This window comes from Bacteroidales bacterium, assembly GCA_014860585.1.
Taxonomy (GTDB): domain Bacteria; phylum Bacteroidota; class Bacteroidia; order Bacteroidales; family 4484-276; genus RZYY01.
Map to the genome: position 1 here is coordinate 109,528 of JACZJL010000107.1, position 19,075 is coordinate 128,602.

The following is a 19,075-nucleotide window of genomic DNA, read 5'->3' on the forward strand; positions in this document are numbered from 1 at the left end:
GATTAAAATATTTAGTTGATTATTATTTTTCTCATTAAAGTTAAACCTGAAGTCGAATCAGAAAGCCTGATCATGTAAAATCCTTTGTTGAGATGCGTGAGATCCAAAAGTTGTATGCTGTCGCTTAAAACCTGTTCATGTACCAATTGACCGGTAATTGAGTGTACCTCGAGCTGATCAAAGTCATGCTGCAAATGAATATAGAATAACCCATTCCCAGGATTAGGATAGATGCTAATGCTATTTTCTTTGGTCGAACCGGATATTCCAACAGTCAGTTCACCGCTTATCATGATGTTATCCACCTCCCACGTAGCCGATTCCTCATCGGTGGAATAATACACAAATGCGACATAAAAATCATCGCTGTTGAGAAAAACATCAATGTACCCGGAGTGTGTCCATTCAAAAAACGGATTCCCTGTTGGCCAGGTAACCTGGTCAGAAAAGTCGGTCCAGGTGAAATTATTCGGATTCCCTGATCCATCATAATCAATTGAAACCTTTACCTGAAGGGCAGGTCCTGAATACCCCACTGCAGCATAAAATGAGAGCAGTTTTGTTTCTATTTCCTGTGATTCGATTAAAGGAGAAATAAGCCAGTTCTCATTTACATAGGATGTACCGCTTACAAATCCGCTGATTTTGGCACAGGGTGTATTGTTGATGCCGAAAGTATTGTCCCTGTCCCAGTCCTGTTCGCCGGTAACATTATACTGTGTCCAGCCTTCCCAGTCCTCATTAAAAGTTGTAAACAGCACCATAACCATCTGATAAGTAGTCGCATTAGCTGCAGGAGGATTGCCATCTGTCTTGTAATCAATAACTGCTCCTGTACCGGTGTAGGGGAATATTTTGAAATAATAAGTCTCCTCAACAGGCAGATCAGTAAACATGTATTGTTGGGCGCCAAATGAAATATTCATCGCTGCAGATCCGTCCGTGAGATCAGGATCGTTGGCAACCGGAACGCCGTCTGCCGGGAGGGTAATGGCAGGGCTGTCGCTGGCAAGAAGCAGGTAGGAGGTGGGTAAAATATTTCCTGTTGCATCAGTCCAGGTAAGGGCAATATTCTGACCATACGCAGTCGCGCCGAAATCAGCCGGGTAATTGCTTGGCTCACCCAATGCCCATTCAAAATCTTCGAGAAACCGCGAAGTAATATAATCACCATCGGCTCTTGAATTCAAAATTCCAATGATGTTTCCGGCGCCTGAAGGAATAGTTGTTCCGATGTAATTCACATCATAAAAGGTTGTTCTGAAATTTCCTGATGCTTTACTGTTGTCGCTGATTTCGTAAACCGTACCGTTTGCAAATGCACTGCCTGCATCAGCGAAAGTAGCGCCGATAATTTTCACCAATTCAGATTCATAATTTTCAAAATTGGTCAACATTTGGTTTATGGTAATCACCTGAGGCACAACCTGGTTTCCTGTGGATGTGGCAGCACCCGGATCCAAAGCAGGGGTGAACTGAAGCATGTTCCCAAACTCAGCTATGGTTCCGGTTATCCCTGTGATTCCGTCACCTATGTTATAGTTTGTATTGATTTTACCAGAAACATCATCAATGAGAATGGCTGCTGATGCATCCTGAATGTACTTCTGGTTTCTGAAGGTTTGCTTGAAAGTAAGCACGACCTCGCCGGTAAGCTGAAAATAGTTCGTCGAGGGAAATGCTGCCCTGAGCTGAGCAAGATTTGCAACTTGTGCAGGGACAACAATGGTATATGTTCCCTGGGCAATGTTACTTGGATCAAGACCTGCAGCATAAGCACGGGCTTTCAGTAAGGTTGTAGATGTGATGTTAATTGGAATGGTATAAGGTGTTGACGACTGGGTTGGCTCGCTGCCGTCGGTTGTGTAAAATATTGAAGCATCAGGTGTGGCGCAACTGATGGCCACCGTTACAGGACCGAAAAACTGACCGGCCGGAGGTGAAAATGAAGGAGTAGCTGTTGTGTTTCCACCGCCAAAATTTGTAATAAGGATGTCGTCAATATTCAGTCTGCGATTTGATGTTCCTTCTTCGGTGGCGCGTTTGATGCGGATACGGATATTTCCATTAACGTTTACATCTTCCGAAAAAAATTGAACATCGTCGGATGCCGGTGCTGTAAAAGCATTGCCGATTTGGGCCCATACCGTACCGTCAAGGCTATACTCAACTTTCCAGTCTACCTGAGCATCTGTTCCGTATCGACGGTAATAGAAGCTGACATTACCAATGCCGTTTTCTTTGTCTTCAAGCATGGTCATCACTGAGGTGCCGTAACCGCGCAACCTTGCCGAGCGAATTCCGTTTTTCCAATCAGCATCCAAAGTTCCGATCAGTGCTTCGGTCATATTCCAGGTCAAACCGCTAAGTATCACGTCACCAGAGGCGTAGGCAGTTTTCACCTCTCCCTCGCCTTCAAAATTTACTAAGTATTGTGCATCTGCTGTTGAAGCGAAAAACAACAGTCCGATAACCAGCACAACTGGTTTTAAAGCAATAAAAATCTTTTTCATGTAATTAATTGTCAAATTGTTAATATTATAAAATTGTAAATATCATGAGATTCCTGATTCAATTTCCGTCTGCAAAAGTCCTGAAAATAATCCAGACTATTTTTCAATTACAATTAAATTTAGGTTAAAAATTAAGAGGCTAAAAGTAAGGAAAAATGTTCAAACAGCAAGTAGCTTGTTGGTAAGTTTTGGGGGTCGAATGAGTTGGGATAACCACTAGTAAATTGTATATGAAGAGATTAAATAAAAAAATCCCGATTGAATCAATCATCGGGATTTTTTTTTCGAATATTTACGGGATTACCTACTTTACTTCTTCAAAATCAACATCAGTAACATCGCCGTCGTTTCCACCAGGTTGCTTGCCATCGTTTGGCGCACCACCCTGGTTACCTTGTTGCTGGCCGGTTTGCTGCTGCGTTGCATTGTACATATCCTGACTTGCTGCCTGGAACACGTCATTGAGTTTCTTTGTGGCCGATTCAATCCCGTCGAGATCTTCACGCTTATGGGCATCTTTTAATTTTGCCAGTGCATCTTCGATGGGTTTACGTTTTTCAGCCGGAATTTTATCGCCATATTCTTTCAACTGCTTCTCGGTCTGGAAAATCATCGAGTCGGCCTGGTTAAGTTTATCCACACGCTCTTTGGCGATCCTGTCGGTTTCAGCATTGGCTTCGGCTTCGGCTTTCATTTTCTTGATTTCATCATCCGTTAAACCAGATGATGCCTCAATGCGAATGCTCTGAGATTTTCCAGTTCCCTGGTCTTTTGCCGATACGTTCAGGATTCCGTTGGCGTCAATATCGAAGGTAACTTCAATTTTAGGAATTCCACGCATTGCCGGTGGAATACCATCAAGATGGAACCGACCAATGGTTTTGTTGTCTCTTGCCATTGCTCTTTCGCCCTGCAACACGTGAATTTCGACCGAAGGCTGATTATCGGAAGCCGTGGAGAAAGTTTCCGATTTCCTGGTTGGAATGGTTGTGTTTGAAGGGATCAGTTTAGTCATTACTCCACCAAGGGTTTCAATGCCTAAGGTAAGCGGAGTTACATCGAGCAGCAACACATCTTTTACTTCGCCCGAAAGCACGCCCCCCTGGATAGCAGCACCTATGGCCACAACTTCATCCGGGTTCACCCCTTTGGATGGCTCTCTGCCAAAGAAATCTTTTACCAGTTGCTGTATGGCCGGAATCCTTGTTGATCCACCGACAAGAATTACTTCATTAATGTCTGATGGTTTCAGTCCTGCGTCGCTTAGCGCTTTACGGCATGGCTCCAGGGTGGCTTTTATCAGCTTGTCCGAAAGTTGTTCAAATTTGGCGCGTGTAAGTTTTCTTACAAGGTGTTGAGGAATACCATCCACCGGCATGATGTAAGGGAGATTTACCTCAGTTTCACTTGAACTCGACAATTCAATCTTTGCTTTTTCGGCAGCTTCTTTAAGTCGCTGCATTGCCATAGGATCTTTAGTCAAATCAATGTTGAAATCAGCTTTAAATTCTGAAGCCAGCCAATCAATGATCACGTGGTCAAAATCATCACCACCCAGGTGAGTATCTCCATTGGTTGATTTTACCTCAAAAACGCCATCACCCAGTTCGAGGATGGAAATATCGAACGTTCCCCCACCAAGATCGAATACGGCCACTTTAAGGTCTTCTTTTTTCTTATCCAACCCATACGCCAGCGCAGCAGCAGTTGGCTCGTTGATGATCCTTTTTACAATAAGTCCTGCAATTTCGCCGGCTTCTTTTGTTGCCTGGCGTTGTGAATCGCTAAAGTATGCCGGAACTGTGATCACAGCTTCTGTGACAGAAGTTCCCAGGTAATCTTCGGCGGTCTTTTTCATTTTCTGAAGCACCATCGCCGAAATTTCCTGTGGGGTATAGTTACGATCTTTAATTTTGACGCGTGGAGTGTTGTTTTCTCCTTTTACTACATCATAAGTTACACGGTTGATCTCTTTCTGCACCCTGTCGTGGGTTTCGCCCATGAATCGTTTAATTGAGTAAACAGTAAATTTTGGGTTGGTAATCGCCTGCCTTTTTGCAGGATCGCCAACCTTACGCTCTCCATTTTCGGTGAAGGCCACAATTGAAGGAGTAGTTCTGCGCCCCTCTGAATTGGGGATAACCACAGGTTCGTTACCTTCCATTACTGCAACACACGAATTGGTTGTTCCTAAGTCTATTCCGATTATTTTTCCCATTGTTAGTTTCTTTATATTAAAGTTTGATTAATTCAAAAATGATGTGCAGGGTGCATTGTCAATCTCTATGCCAGAGCAACACTTTATTAAGGATCACTGGTCCGAAAACTTAGACGTGTTCTTTCTAATAAAAAACTAGTGTTTTTAACGGTTTGATATTTAATTTGTTAATGAGTCAAAGTTGCCTGTTTTTGCTGTTAATAATTGCTGACAATTTCACCTGTCAAAAAGACAGAAATAATATTCCCCTGAAAAATTACAATATCAAACACCTGATGATTTTGAATGTGACTTAGTTATTCTAATGTTATTTTTGCGACCATTTTAAGGGGGGCAGGATCAGCCTCCTTCAATAATTCTACTTTTGTGAAAAACTGAAACCCTAAATTTTATGCCCTCAAAAATTAAAAAGTTATTTAACCGTACACCCTATCTTTTGTTTATCGGTATATCCATATTGCTGCTTTGGTCATGTGGAGCAGAGCAACAACCAGGTGACGCTGAATCTTTAAGAAATCAAATTTCCGAACATAAAAAGCAGGTCGGCGAACTCACCCGGAAAATTGTGGAATTGGAAGAACAACTCCGTCAAATGGGTGATAGTAGTGCTTTACGAAATCAAATTCCTGTGGAAGTTCATGCAATCACAAGCCTTCCCTTCAGTCATTTTATCAAGGTAAATGCTAATGTTGAAGCGGTTAAAGAAGCAACCATCAGTTCTGAAACGAACGGACAAATCAAGCATATCAATGTTCGAAAAGGGCAACGTGTCGGAGCCGGACAGGTTGTTGCCAGTCTCAACACATCTGTAATTGAAAGTGGGATCAAAGAAGTGGAAACTTCGGTTGAGTTGGCCAAAACGCTTTATGAGCGCCAGAAAAACCTGTGGGATCAAAAAATCGGAAGCGAAGTACAGTACCTGCAGGCAAAGAATAATTACGAAAGCCTTCAGACAAGACTCAAAACCTTACAGTCCCAACTCGAATTGTCGGTGATCCGGGCGCCATTTGACGGTGTTGTTGACGAGATTTTTACCAAAGAGGGTGAATTGGCCCTGCCAGGGCTGCCCTTGATGCAGATTCTAAATTTGTCAACCCTTTATGTGAATGCTGATATTTCGGAGTCATACCTCCCGGTGATCAGGCCGAATGACGAAGTTGTTCTACGGTTTCCGGCATATCCTGATTTTGAAAAAAAAGTAAAAATTCACCGAATTGGTAATGTTATCAATCCTGAAAACCGGACTTTCCGTTTGCAGGTCCTTGTTCCCAACATTGACGACCGTTTCAAACCCAATATGGTAGCTACTATCAGTTTCAAGGCTTTTGCCACCGATAGTGCAATGGTAGTGCCTTCAATATTAATCAAACAGGACATACAGGGGCATTTTGTGTTTGTGGCAAGAAAAAATGGCAACGGAGAATTTTATGCCCGAAAAGTTTATCTTGAACGCGGTTTAGACAGCGAAGGAAAAACTATGATAATCGACGGCCTGGAAATAGGCGACCTGGTTATTACCCAGGGGCAAAATCAGGTTACCGAAGGAATTCCGGTTTTAATACAAAATGAACCTTTGACTCAAATTCCGTAACTGCAATTGAATTGTAATTTTTAAACAGGTCTTTCTAAAAAAAGCAAATGTTATGAGTAACAATAAGTTGGAAAGCATTATTCGGGAGTTTAAGCTTACAACCATTGCCCTGAAAAACAGAAATACAGTATTTCTGCTCACCTTTCTTATTACCCTCTTTGGTATTATTTCCTACCGCTCGTTGCCTAAAGAACTTTTCCCGGATATTGTTATCCCTACGATTATGGTTAAAACGATCTATCCCGGAAATGCACCCATTGACATCGAAAACCTGATTACCCGGCCATTGGAAAATGAGATCAACACCATAAACGGGATCAAGAAACTCTCCTCCTCATCCACACAGGACAATTCAGATATTTTCGTCGAATTTCAAACCGATGTTGACATTAAAGCCGCACTGCAGGATGTTAAGGATGCCGTTGACCGGGTGAAAGGGGACTTACCGGGCGATCTGCCTGTTGACCCGATCATTCTTGATATAGATTTTTCAGAATTCCCAATCATCAATATCAACCTGTCCGGTAATTTTTCGCTTAACGAACTGAAACGTTTTGCAGATTTCCTGGAAGAAGAAATTGAAGCCGTTCCCGAAATTTCCAAAGTTGAGATTACCGGCATTGACGAGCGTGAAATTCAAATCAATGTTAATCCCATGCTCCTCGATGCTTTTGAGTTAAGTTTTCAGGATGTCGAAACGGCCATCATGCAGGAAAATGTTTCAATTGCCGGAGGCTCGGTGATGTTTGCTGACAGTTCGCGATGGGCTATCCGTACAATGGGTGAATTTACTGATGTGCGGGAAATTGAAGATGTGATATTGAAGCAGGAGGGTGGAAACATTGTTTATCTGCGCGATTTGGCCACCGTAGAAGACACCTATGCTTACCCGATGAGCTTTGCCCGTCTTGATAACCAGCCGGTTGTTTCGTTACAGGTAGTGAAAAAAGCCGGTGAAAACCTGCTTTCGGCTACCGACAAAATTTTTATTGTCCTTGACGAAGCCAGAAAATCAGGCGCTCTGCCCGACGACCTGAATATTTCCATCACCAATGACCAATCAGAAGAAATACGCAACCAACTCACCAACCTCGAAAACAGCGTGATCATGGCTGTGATCCTGGTGATCCTTATCCTCTATTTTTTCCTTGGATTGAAAAATGCACTGTTCGTGGGGATTGCTATTCCGGTCAGCTTGCTCATGTCGTTCATGATTTTTGCCATTGCTGACATACAGATCAATATGATCGTTTTATTCTCCCTCATACTCGCCCTCGGCTTACTCGTAGATAATGCCATTGTGGCCGTGGATAACATTTACCGGTATGTCGAAAGAGGGTACCCTGCTTTCGAGGCTGCCAGGAGGGCCATCGGCGAGATTGCCTGGCCAATCATCACCTCAACGGCTACAACGCTTGCAGCATTTTTACCCCTTGTTTTCTGGACTGGAATTACGGGTGAGTTTATGAAGTTCCTGCCGATTACCCTCATCATTGTCCTGACCTCATCCTTGTTTGTCGCGTTGGTAATTGTTCCGGTATTTTCCGGAACCTTTTTCAAAGATAAATCCCTTACAACCAGCATTGAGCTTCATCCCGACAAACGGCGTAAGAAAACCATCAACAGGTTGGTTATTATTGGATTACTTGCCCTGGCGGGAGGATTATTCCATCTTTCCAAAGCAACACTCATTGGTAATATTTTTTTATTGGTCGCCTTTTTAATCGCAATTGGATATTTCATTTTCCGTAACCTTGAGATTCTTTTCCAGGAAAAAATACTTCCGTTCAATGAACGAATCTATGCAAGCACGCTGCGTTATGCACTAAAGGGGAAAAGGCCTTATTGGTTTATCCTTGGAACAGTGGCGTTTCTGATCATCTCATTAAGCTTTTATGTGGTCAGAAGCCCCAATGTGTTATTTTTTCCTGAAAGTGATCCTAATTTTATCAATATTCTGGTGGAACTTCCAATTGGAACCGACATCAAAAAAACCGATGAAAAATTGAAGGAAATTGAACGGCATGTTGAGGAAATCATCAAACCCTTCCGGCATATTGTTAAATCTGTGTTGACCACGGTTGGCCGTGGTGCTGTTGGCGAGATGGAGATGGCCGCCGGTGATACGCCACACAGAGGACGAATTACAGTCACTTTTGTGAAATTTGAAGACCGAAATGGATTCAATACGAACGAAATCTTGGCCGAATTGAGTAATCATTTGATTGGGAAATATCCTGGAATTGACTTTAACATTGTGCAAAACATGACAGGCCCTCCTACAGGCCCTCCTGTAAATATCGAAATCAGCGGAAGAAATTTCGAACGGCTTGTTGCGATTTCCAACGATATTATTAATAAAATTGAAGTCTCGGGAATTGAAGGACTTGAAGGGTTGAAAATGGACCTTGATGTGGATAAACCGGAAATCATTGTTCACATCGACAGGGATATGGCCAGAAGGTTTGGTGTGTCAACTTATTCAGTAGCCAATACCATCCGCACTGCGTTGTTCGGAAAAGAAGTATCCGATTTCAAAATCGGAGAGGAAGAATTTCCCATTCAACTTCGCCTGCAGGAAGATTACCGCAATAATCTTGCAAGCCTGATGAACCAGCGAATCACATTCAGGAGCCAGAGTACGGGTAAGATTATGCAGGTGCCGATTTCGGCTGTGGCAAATGTGGAATACAGCAAAACCTACGGCGCCGTTAATCGAATCGGGTTAAAAAGGGTTGTGACATTGACATCCAATGTACTGCCAGGTTACAATGCCACAGCGTTAAACCTTGAGCTCAGCGAACTGCTTAAAAACTACCAGATGCCCGAAGGTTACGCATATGCTTTCACCGGTGAACAGCAGGAACAACAGGAATCCATGGATTTTTTGATAATTGCTATGTTTATTGCCGTTTCACTCATCGGCCTGATCCTCGTTTCACAGTTCAATTCTGTCATTAAACCCCTTATCATTATCGGGAGCGTGGTATTTTCAACTGCCGGTGTGTTTTTCGGGCTGGCACTATTCAACATGGAGTTTATTGTGATTATGACAGGTATAGGAATCGTCAGCCTTGCAGGGGTTGTAGTAAATAATGCGATTGTGCTGATTGACTACACTGATTATCTTCAAAAACAAAAAAAAGCCGAACAAGACCTGGCTGAAGAAGATTTTCTTCAGCCCGACGATTCGATTTCCAGTATTCAACAAGCCGGTGAAACACGTTTCCGCCCGGTTATACTCACGGCGATCACTACAGTGCTCGGGCTGATCCCACTCGCTGTCGGGCTCAACATTGACTTCATTTCACTGATGACAACACTTAATCCGCGTATCTATTTTGGAGGCGACAATGCCGCGTTCTGGAGTCCCATGTCGTGGACGATCATCTTTGGACTGCTGGTAGCAACCTTCCTCACACTGGTCGTCGTTCCGTGCATGTACCAGGTTATCCAGTCCACACAACGAAAAATTAGTTTTTGGAGAAAACCCGAAGCAAATGTTGTTCTCAAATAGGTAGGTTTACAAATCATAGTTCCAGATCTAATTCCGGTTTTCGGCGTAAATATTGGAATTATAGTCCTGTTTTCGGCGTAAATATTGGAATAGTATTCGCGTTTTTTATGTATCTTTGCCGGTATCTTGATAAAATATCCAGATTGAAATTTGAATAAAACAATGAAAAACAGAAAGATATCGGATTTGATCATTCAAAAAAGCAATTTGAAGAATGGCCGAATCATCGTTCTTACAGGTGCAAGGCAAACAGGAAAGACCACTTTAGTTCGAAGATTATTTCCGGATTACGAATATATTTCCATCGAAGACCCTGTGATGCGGGGTCAATATACCCAGTTGACAGCTCAACAGTGGAAAACACTTTATCCAAAAGCCATTCTTGACGAAGTTCAAAAAGAGCCGACATTGATCGAAAGTATCAAATCCGTTTACGACCAATGGGAAGAACCGAGGTATTTACTGCTGGGTTCAAGCCAGCTTTTATTATTGGAAAAAGTCAAAGAAAGTCTTGCCGGCAGAACAAGCATCATCGAATTTTATCCCTTGACCCTACCAGAATTGCGCACCAATTCGTGGGATGACCCTGTTGAAGATTCTCTTTTTCAGATAGAACTCAAAGGGCAGGGGACCGAAACATATCTTCCTTCGTTTTTGATGGATGCGAATATGGCAGCAAAACAAAATGCTCTCGGGCATTATACCCGTTTTGGAGCTTACCCGGCTGTTTCGGATGATGAACTGAATGATGAAGAAAAATATGGTTGGCTACGAGATTTCGTAAAAACCTACCTTGAACGCGACATTCGCGACCTGGCAAATTTCCGCGACCTTGAGCCCTTTGTGAAACTCCAGCGCTTTCTTGCACTCAATACAGCTTCGCTGCTTAATGCCTCGGATATTGCAAACAGACTGGGAATCACCTCAAAAACAGTTTTGCGCTACATTCAATATTTTGAAATCAGTTACCAGGCTTTAATCCTTCAGGCATGGGCGCTCAATCCAAATAAACGGTTGTCCAAAATGCCCAAAATTCACTATCTCGATCAGGGCATAGTGCAGGCCGTAATCCAAAAACAAGGCGGATTGACAGGTAATGAATTTGAAAGCTTGATCGTCGCCGAAATTTACAAGCAGATAAAAACGATAAATGTTCAGGTACAGTTGAGCCATTTACGTACACACGACGGCAAAGAAGTTGACCTACTGATCGAATTCCCTGATTTCTTCTACGCCATTGAAATCAAAATGACTCAAAAGGTGAATAAATCAGATGCAAAACATCTCTCCGGCCTTGAGGATATTCTAAATAAACCCGTTAAGAAAGCCTTCCTGCTTTCCAACGATCCACAAACCCAAACCTTTGATGACAAAACAATTGCTTTGCATGTAGGAATGTTTTTAGGTTGAATTATTACTTTTGCCCCACATTAAAAATTGAATTTCCCATTTTATACTTTGGCATTTAATTTAAAGATAAAGATATGGTTGACATGAAACAAAATGAAGAGCAGCGCAGGCTGTTTGAGGAGTTCCCGCCGGTTTCCACGCAGGAGTGGGAAGCGTTGATTAATGAAGACCTCAAAGGGGCAGATTATGAGCGAAAGCTGGTGTGGAAAACCATGGAAGGATTCGACGTGAGGCCTTACTATAGGAAAGAGGATCTGGAAAAAATCAGCTATTTAAAGGTTTTCCCGGGCGATTTCCCGTTTGTCAGAAGCGGGCGCAAAAAGGAAAACAACTGGTTCGTCAGACAGGACATCAGGGTTGGAGATATCAACCAGGCGAATAAAAAAGCGCTCGACATCCTGATGAAGGGCATCGACTCGCTGGGCTGGGTGCTTGATGAACAAAAAGACCCGACCATAGACGAAATTGAGCAGTTGATGGAAAACATCTACGCGCAAATCGTGCAGGTGAATTTCGTCTGTGGAAAGCAAGCTCCAAAGATCCTCGATATCTACCTGGCTTTGGTAAAAAAATACAACCGCGATCTGGATAAAATACATGGCTCTGTGGATTTTGATCCAATAGGCCGGTTGCTTAGTACGGGGGGCTTTTATGAATCAGAAGTTGCTGATTTTGATGCTTGTGCAAAAATTATTGAGGCGTCAAGTCATGTACCCCATTTCCGCACTCTGGCTGTCAGCGCCTTCGTTTTTAAAAATGCCGGGTCGTCCATTGTCGAAGAACTGGCTTTTGGAATGGCTTATGGCAATGAATATCTGCAACGAATCACCGAAAAAGGGATTTCGATCGATGATGTAGCCCCTAACCTGAAATTTCATTTTGGGGTAAGCTCCAATTATTTTATGGAAATCGCCAAGATCAGGGCAGCGCGGTTGCTTTGGGCAAAAATTGTAAATGCGTATGGACCATCAGATGCCGAATTTACCAGAACCCATATTCATTCCATCACCAGCGACTGGAACAAGACATTGTATGATCCATATGTAAACATGCTCCGCACAACCACCGAAGCCATGTCGGCAATTATCGGGGGGACCAATTCACTCACCGTTCGTCCATTTGATGCAATTTTTGGAGAACCGTCCGGTTTTTCCGAGCGGATTGCACGCAACCAGCAGCTTTTGCTTAAAGAGGAATCATATCTGGATAAAATAGTTGACCCGGCCGCCGGCTCCTATTATATCGAAACCCTGACCGATTCCATCGCAGAACAAGCCTGGAAAATATTCCTCGAAGTGATGGATATGGGCGGATTTGTTGCTGCTTTTAAAAAAGGGTTTGTTCAGGAAAAAATCAATAAAACTGCTAAAAGCAGGGATATAGCCATTGCCAGCCGAAGAGAAATACTTGTTGGAACAAATCAATATCCCAATTACAGTGAGTACCTCAACAAACCGGTTGACCAGACAGTTCTTGAACCGACTGATCATTCGATCGAAAACCCTGTGGCTAAGCCGTTGAAACCTTATCGTGGTGCACAGCAGCTGGAGAAACTTCGCGCAGCAACAGACAACTACTCGCTTTCGGCAAAACGTCCGGCAGCATTTATGCTCACTTTCGGCAGCCTCGCCATGCGCAGGGCGCGTTCACAATTTTCCGGGAATTTCTTTGGCTGCGCCGGAATCAGTATTATTGACAACGATGGGTTTAAAACCGTTGATGCTGGTGTTGATGCTGCATTGAAAAGCGAAGCCGAAATTGTTGTGATTTGTGCTGCTGATGAGGATTACCCGGTGATTGCTCCTGAAATCAGGGAGAAAATAGGCGATAAAGCCATCGTTGTGGTGGCCGGTTATCCCAAAGAGGTTGAAGAATTGAAGGCAAAAGGGCTGAGGTATTTCATTCATGTCAAATCCAACTTACTGGAAACACTCAGAGAATTTCAGCAATTGTTGGGGATTATGGCTTAAGCAAATCACCTCAGATTTATCAAATACAAAATCATTCAAAAGGAAGATAGCATGAAACCAAATTTCAAAAACATCAATATAAAATATTCGGTAAAAGCTGGAATGACGGGTGCTGAATGGGACAAGCAGAACAACATCGTAAAAACCTGGCTGCCCCCTGAGCAAATCTCCCTGAAATCGGTTTATACCGAGGATGACCTTGCAGGCATGGAGCACCTAAGCTATGCAGCAGGCATTCCGCCGTTTTTAAGAGGCCCCTACTCAACCATGTACGTTCAGCGCCCCTGGACAGTGCGTCAGTATGCAGGATTTTCCACTGCCGAGGAATCCAACGCTTTTTACCGTCGCAACCTGGCTGCCGGGCAAAAAGGGCTTTCGATAGCCTTTGACCTGGCTACACACCGCGGGTACGACTCCGATCATGAGCGCGTTGTTGGGGATGTCGGAAAAGCAGGGGTAGCCGTGGATTCAATTCTCGATATGAAAATCCTTTTCGACCAGATTCCGCTGGACAAAATGTCGGTTTCGATGACGATGAACGGCGCGGTGCTGCCTGTGATGGCCTTTTATATTGTAGCCGGCTTGGAGCAGGGCGTAAGTCTTGAGCAATTGTCGGGAACAATCCAGAACGACATCCTGAAAGAATTCATGGTGCGCAACACTTACATTTACCCGCCATTGCCTTCAATGCGCATTATTGCCGACATATTTAAATATACGTCGAAGCACATGCCTAAGTTCAACTCGATCAGTATTAGCGGCTACCACATGCAGGAGGCCGGCGCCACTGCTGATATTGAGCTGGCCTACACCCTTGCTGACGGACTTGAATATTTACGTACCGGAGTTCAGACCGGGTTGGATATAGATGCATTCGCTCCACGACTTTCATTCTTTTGGGCAGTGGGAATGAATCACTTTATGGAAATTGCCAAAATGCGTGCCGCCAGGATGCTTTGGGCAAAAATGGTAAAACAGTTCAACCCGAAAAATCCTAAATCCATGGCCCTTCGCACGCACTGCCAAACATCCGGTTGGAGTCTGACAGAACAAGACCCATATAACAATGTCGCCCGCACCTGCGTCGAGGCTATGGCCGCAGCGCTGGGACACACACAATCGTTGCACACCAACGCTCTGGATGAAGCCATTGCCCTGCCCACCGACTTTTCTGCCCGTATCGCCCGCAACACACAGATTTATCTCCAGGAGGAAACTGACATTTGCCGTGTAGTTGATCCCTGGGCCGGCTCTTATTATGTCGAAACGCTGACGCACGAGATAGCACACAGGGCGTGGAAACTCATCGAGGAAGTGGAAGAACTGGGCGGTATGGCAAAAGCCATCGAAACCGGAGTTCCAAAAATGCGCATCGAGGAAGCTGCAGCGCGTAAACAAGCACGGATTGACTCTCATAAAGATGTCATCGTTGGGGTAAACAAATATCGTCTCGAAAAGGAAGACCCTATCGAAACACTTGAAGTTGACAATACCGCAGTAAGGACAGCCCAACTCAAACGCCTCGAAAAACTCCGGTCTGAACGCAATCAGGATGAGGTTAATGAGGCGCTTCAGGCCATCACCAAAGCTTGCGAAACCGGTGAGGGCAATCTCCTGGAACTGGCTGTTGAAGCAGCTAAACGACGGGCATCGCTTGGCGAAATTTCATTTGCCTGCGAAAAAGTATTTGGTAGATATAAAGCAGTGATCCGGTCAATTTCCGGGGTTTATTCATCCGAATCCAAGGGTGATGATAAATTTAAGAAAGCCTGCCAGATGGCCGATGAATTTGCCGTGATGGAGGGCCGCCGCCCAAGGATCATGATCGCCAAAATGGGTCAGGATGGGCATGACCGTGGAGCAAAAGTAGTTTCGACGGGTTATGCCGACATGGGCTTTGATGTGGACATCGGACCGTTGTTCCAAACCCCCGCCGAAGCGGCCAGGCAAGCTGTCGAAAATGATGTTCATATCCTCGGTGTGTCGAGCCTTGCAGCCGGACACAAAACACTGGTTCCACAAGTGATTGAGGAATTGAAAAATGCTGGTCGTGAAGACATCATGGTGATTGTGGGCGGAGTAATTCCATCGCAGGATTATCAATTCCTCTATGATGCCGGCGTAGTGGCTGTCTTTGGACCCGGTACGGTTATTTCCGAAGCCGGTATCAAAATCCTGGAAATTTTGATCGAATCGAGAAAATAGAAAGATCATCCCTGATATTCATCAAAAGAGGCTGTCTCAAAAGTCTTTCATTTGGATTTTCAACGTTTTTTGACCCTTGATCCCTAAAGGGAAAACATTGAAAATCAGGCTCCCTTTAGGGACGGGGTAAACCTGATTTTCAACTGTTCGGGTTAAATCCAGACTTTTGAGACAGCCTCTTTTTTGTTGAATGAAAAGGGTTTATATTAAAAATGGGGGGTTCGCGCCTGAATGATCTATCCCACTTCTTTACACAGCAATCTTGCTATTCATCACATTCGGGAAGCGGCACCTCAAGCAAATCCATGCCTGATTTATAAACATAATATGATTTGCCCGGTTCCAGGTATTCGAGTGAATTGATCTGCATGGCAGGCCAGAAAAGTTTGATACCGGAAATCTCTTTAATCATGACGATTTCTGAATACCCTCCAAATACATCTTCAACATGTAACGGACAGGATATTTTTACCGGCAGCAACGACCAGCCGGGATTCAGGATTACGGGGTCAACCGGATATTTTAGAAAACCGGTAATGGTTAATAATTCATCACTGTTCATCTTAACCATATATCCGGTTGATGCGTCCCAGGAACAAAGCGTATTGACATTAGCTCCAGGCCAGTAGGTCCCCTCAAAAGTCATTACAATCACCAGTTGATCAATAACCGGTTGAAAAATGGTTGTAATGCTTGGTTCTGAAGGGATTACAAATGAAGAAAAACCGCACCAGCCAGCAGGTAACGAAAAAACCTGCGTTTTTGGTTCGAGCACCGTAAGAACGCCTGAGGAACTTGTTATTTTCCCGCAGTCATTTTCAAATTCGCAATAATAGGTACCTGCATTTTCTTTACTAATCTGGTTTAACATCAATGTCGAAGAATTGCTGTTTGGAATGAGCATACCGTTATGAAACCATGTGTAGATCCCCTGTGAGTAGCTTTGGGTAAAAAATCCCATTTCGAGGTTCTCTCCGGAATAAACAGTCTGGTCAACGATTGTTTCAGAGATTATTTTTGGTTTGTCTGTGAAAAATATCAATTGGTCTGATTGGCTAACCATACAAGGAGATAAAGGAAGAGCAGTGATCATAAGCAGCACCTGATCACCGACCAAATCTTCCATTCCGGCATGATAGACCGGATTCAGGATACCAATATCACTAAACGTTCCATCTCCTGAAGTCGACCAAATCAGTGATTCGTAATGCAGGGCTGTTGCATCCAGTTGTATTTGCTCACAACCTGTCTGGTCATCACCTGCGTTTACATCAGGATTTCCATGTATGGTTGCTTCGATATATGCTCCGATAGAAAAATTGCACGGTTCAATGGCCTCTGCAATAATTTCGAGAATAACCATTCCACGCTCAATATCAATTTCTCCCGGAACATATTTTGGATTAAGAATAGTAGGATTGTCAAAATAACCATCTCCGTAACTGAGCCAATACACTGTTTCATAATGGATGCCCCCTCCTTCAAGCCGGATTGTATCCCCGATACATACGACCTGATCTGGCATCTGGTAAACCTGAGGATGCGGTTGAATTGTCAACGTCATGTCAGCTGTCACATTCTGAATGCAAATACAACCAGATACTCCAGACAATTGAAGCACAACTTGTCCATTCAACATATCCTGTTCACCAGGATAATATGTTGGATTGGAAATGAACGGGTTGGAAAAATACCCATCTCCTGCGGTTGACCAACTGACCGAATCACAATGAAAAACTGATGGAGTCAGATGAAGGGAACTTCCTCTGCAAACCACTGTATCGTTCAGGTTTTCGATAAGAGGGATTTTTTGAATGAAAAGTGTCATACAATTGGCCGAGGGTAATGCACAAGGTGAATTGGGGAAGGCAATAAGACACAACACCGCACTTGCTTCGGCAATATCGTTTGCTCCCGGATAATAAATCACATCTGCCATTAAGGGGTTATTAAAATAACCATCCCCGGTTGTCGTCCAGATTAATGAATTATAATGATCTGCCTGACCTGTTACCTGGAAAAAATCTGTTTCACAAATGGATGCATCCGGCCCGGCATTTGACTGTGGCGCCATCACTATGGATACATTTACAGTATCTGTTAAGGATTGAAAATCAGGCGGTGATTGATAAACAGTTAAAAATAATCTTACCTGGCCATTTAATTTATCATTAGTGCCAGGAAAATAATTGGTGCTCAGTAAATTGGCATCAGAAAAAAAACCATCTCCTGCAGTTGTCCAAAATACAAACCAATAACCTCCTGCCGATCCAACCATTGGGAACCACTGATTGGAGAGACAAATGGTGGTGTCATTCCCTGCAAACACCCAAAATGTTGTTTCAAGTGGGTTATCAGGAGTTCTATGATCAAATAATGGATAAAGAGGATTATGCAGATGCGAGGATAATAATGAAAATGTAGTATTCTCTTCAGGAACGGAAATTGGTGAAAACTGATCGGATTCGCAGGCTTTTGGCAATTCTGCTGCTGACAACAAAGTGCAATAGAATAAGATAGCCAGTATGTAAACCGATCGTTTCATTTACAATTTGGATTTTTGGGGCGTTTTTCAAGCGGTAAAAGTAATACTGATTTTCCAATTTTCCAAATAAATTATAAATGTTTATAACATCTCAAGCATATTACATTTATGTTCAATTGATTACAAATCGTAAATAAAGTTAACAGGTATGTGAAGAGGAATTTTAAAGCTCAAAATCTAACAGGATTTTAATTTTCAGCGGGTTATGATCAGAAAACCGAAATGATTGATCATCAGTTTCGATGGAGAGCGACTTTACGTTAGGAGAAAGGAGGAAAAAGTCAATTACCGAAGTTGGTGTTTGCCCTTGAAAGTAAGTGGTGACGACCTCGCGGTTTGTAGGTTTGGTTGGATCATATATCCATTGCCATCCCAATGGCATAAAATCCTCAGGAATGCTGCCCAATGGATTAACCACAGAAAAATCACCATTGACAATTTGCCCCGGGTCAAATCCAGGTGGGTTCATATTCCAATCACCTCCAACGATCACGAAATTACCATGCTGATATTCGTTTAACACTGTTTCTTTGATCTTCTCCAGTTGTCGCAACCTTAACGTTCCATCGTCAAATGCGGAATTATGGGTGTTGATCACCACCAAGTTTTTTCCGTTTTTGCAGGGAAAACGTTGCTGTATAAAGCATCGCTTGAGCATAAATAAACGGGTCGGCCAGTCGTAATTACCGGGGAAGCTGATCCTTTTTGATTCATGAGGCTGGTATCCTGAGAAACTCAACATCCCTCCCGCCACTGTCCCCATCGGGTTGTGCATTGGAACCGGAACAAATAAAACGTCATAGTTTTTCGCAAAAACTGAAGTGTGCTTCGTTAAAATCCCACGTATGTCCGCGGTCTGATCAGTGTAATAGGATCGTTTAGCTTTTTTATCCACTTCCTGTAAAAGGATGAAATCGAGTGTTTCCTGAGACCTGAGGTAAGCCAGTATGCTCTCAAAGTATTGCCGGTTCAGTTCCCGCGATGGCCGCACCATCTTTCCGCCGTCATAAAAGAAGTCAGTTTCTGCGCCCATTCCGGCATACCCGATGTTCCACGAGAGAATGCTAATAATGCTGTCTTGAACTATTTTCCCTTTGGGATTCCCT

The 19,075-nt window shown here is 43.5% G+C and carries 9 protein-coding genes; 5 read left to right on the forward strand and 4 right to left on the reverse strand.

The genetic code is table 11. The features are described 5' to 3' along the window. Positions 1-11 precede the first annotated feature (11 nt). Together IH598_11530 and dnaK are read right to left on the reverse strand one after the other, a co-directional pair. Positions 12-2,513 (reverse strand): chitobiase/beta-hexosaminidase C-terminal domain-containing protein, encoded by a 2,502-nt coding sequence (locus tag IH598_11530; protein ID MBE0639141.1) that lies wholly within the window; start codon positions 2,511-2,513, stop codon positions 12-14. 304 nt (positions 2,514-2,817) lie between these two features. Further along, positions 2,818-4,731 (reverse strand): molecular chaperone DnaK, encoded by a 1,914-nt coding sequence (gene dnaK, locus IH598_11535; protein ID MBE0639142.1) that lies wholly within the window; start codon positions 4,729-4,731, stop codon positions 2,818-2,820. Positions 4,732-5,122: 391 nt separating this feature from the next. Here dnaK and IH598_11540 point away from each other — a divergent pair, with 391 nt between their 5' ends. The 5 genes from IH598_11540 to scpA all read left to right on the forward strand — a co-directional run bounded on the left by IH598_11540 (position 5,123) and on the right by scpA (position 15,424). Then, complete coding sequence (locus IH598_11540; GenBank protein ID MBE0639143.1) at positions 5,123-6,322, forward strand: efflux RND transporter periplasmic adaptor subunit; 1,200 nt, start codon at positions 5,123-5,125, stop codon at positions 6,320-6,322. Between the two features lie 52 nt (positions 6,323-6,374). Further along, positions 6,375-9,839, forward strand: coding sequence for an efflux RND transporter permease subunit (locus IH598_11545; protein ID MBE0639144.1), 3,465 nt, complete (start codon positions 6,375-6,377; stop codon positions 9,837-9,839). 162 nt (positions 9,840-10,001) lie between these two features. Next, on the forward strand, positions 10,002-11,249 hold the full coding sequence (locus IH598_11550) for an ATP-binding protein (GenBank protein ID MBE0639145.1): 1,248 nt from the start codon (positions 10,002-10,004) through the stop codon (positions 11,247-11,249). Positions 11,250-11,332: 83 nt separating this feature from the next. After that, positions 11,333-13,219 (forward strand): acyl-CoA mutase large subunit family protein, encoded by a 1,887-nt coding sequence (locus IH598_11555; GenBank protein ID MBE0639146.1) that lies wholly within the window; start codon positions 11,333-11,335, stop codon positions 13,217-13,219. Positions 13,220-13,270: 51 nt separating this feature from the next. Then, on the forward strand, positions 13,271-15,424 hold the full coding sequence (gene scpA / locus IH598_11560; GenBank protein ID MBE0639147.1) for a methylmalonyl-CoA mutase: 2,154 nt from the start codon (positions 13,271-13,273) through the stop codon (positions 15,422-15,424). A 265-nt stretch (positions 15,425-15,689) separates the two neighbouring features. Here the strand turns inward: scpA and IH598_11565 are convergent, their stop codons facing one another. Both IH598_11565 and IH598_11570 read right to left on the reverse strand, forming a co-directional pair. Then, on the reverse strand, positions 15,690-17,969 hold the full coding sequence (locus IH598_11565; GenBank protein MBE0639148.1) for an immunoglobulin domain-containing protein: 2,280 nt from the start codon (positions 17,967-17,969) through the stop codon (positions 15,690-15,692). 163 nt (positions 17,970-18,132) lie between these two features. Continuing rightward, positions 18,133-19,075, reverse strand: a 943-nt coding sequence (locus tag IH598_11570; GenBank protein MBE0639149.1) for an endonuclease/exonuclease/phosphatase family protein, incomplete at its 5' end; no start/stop codon positions are given.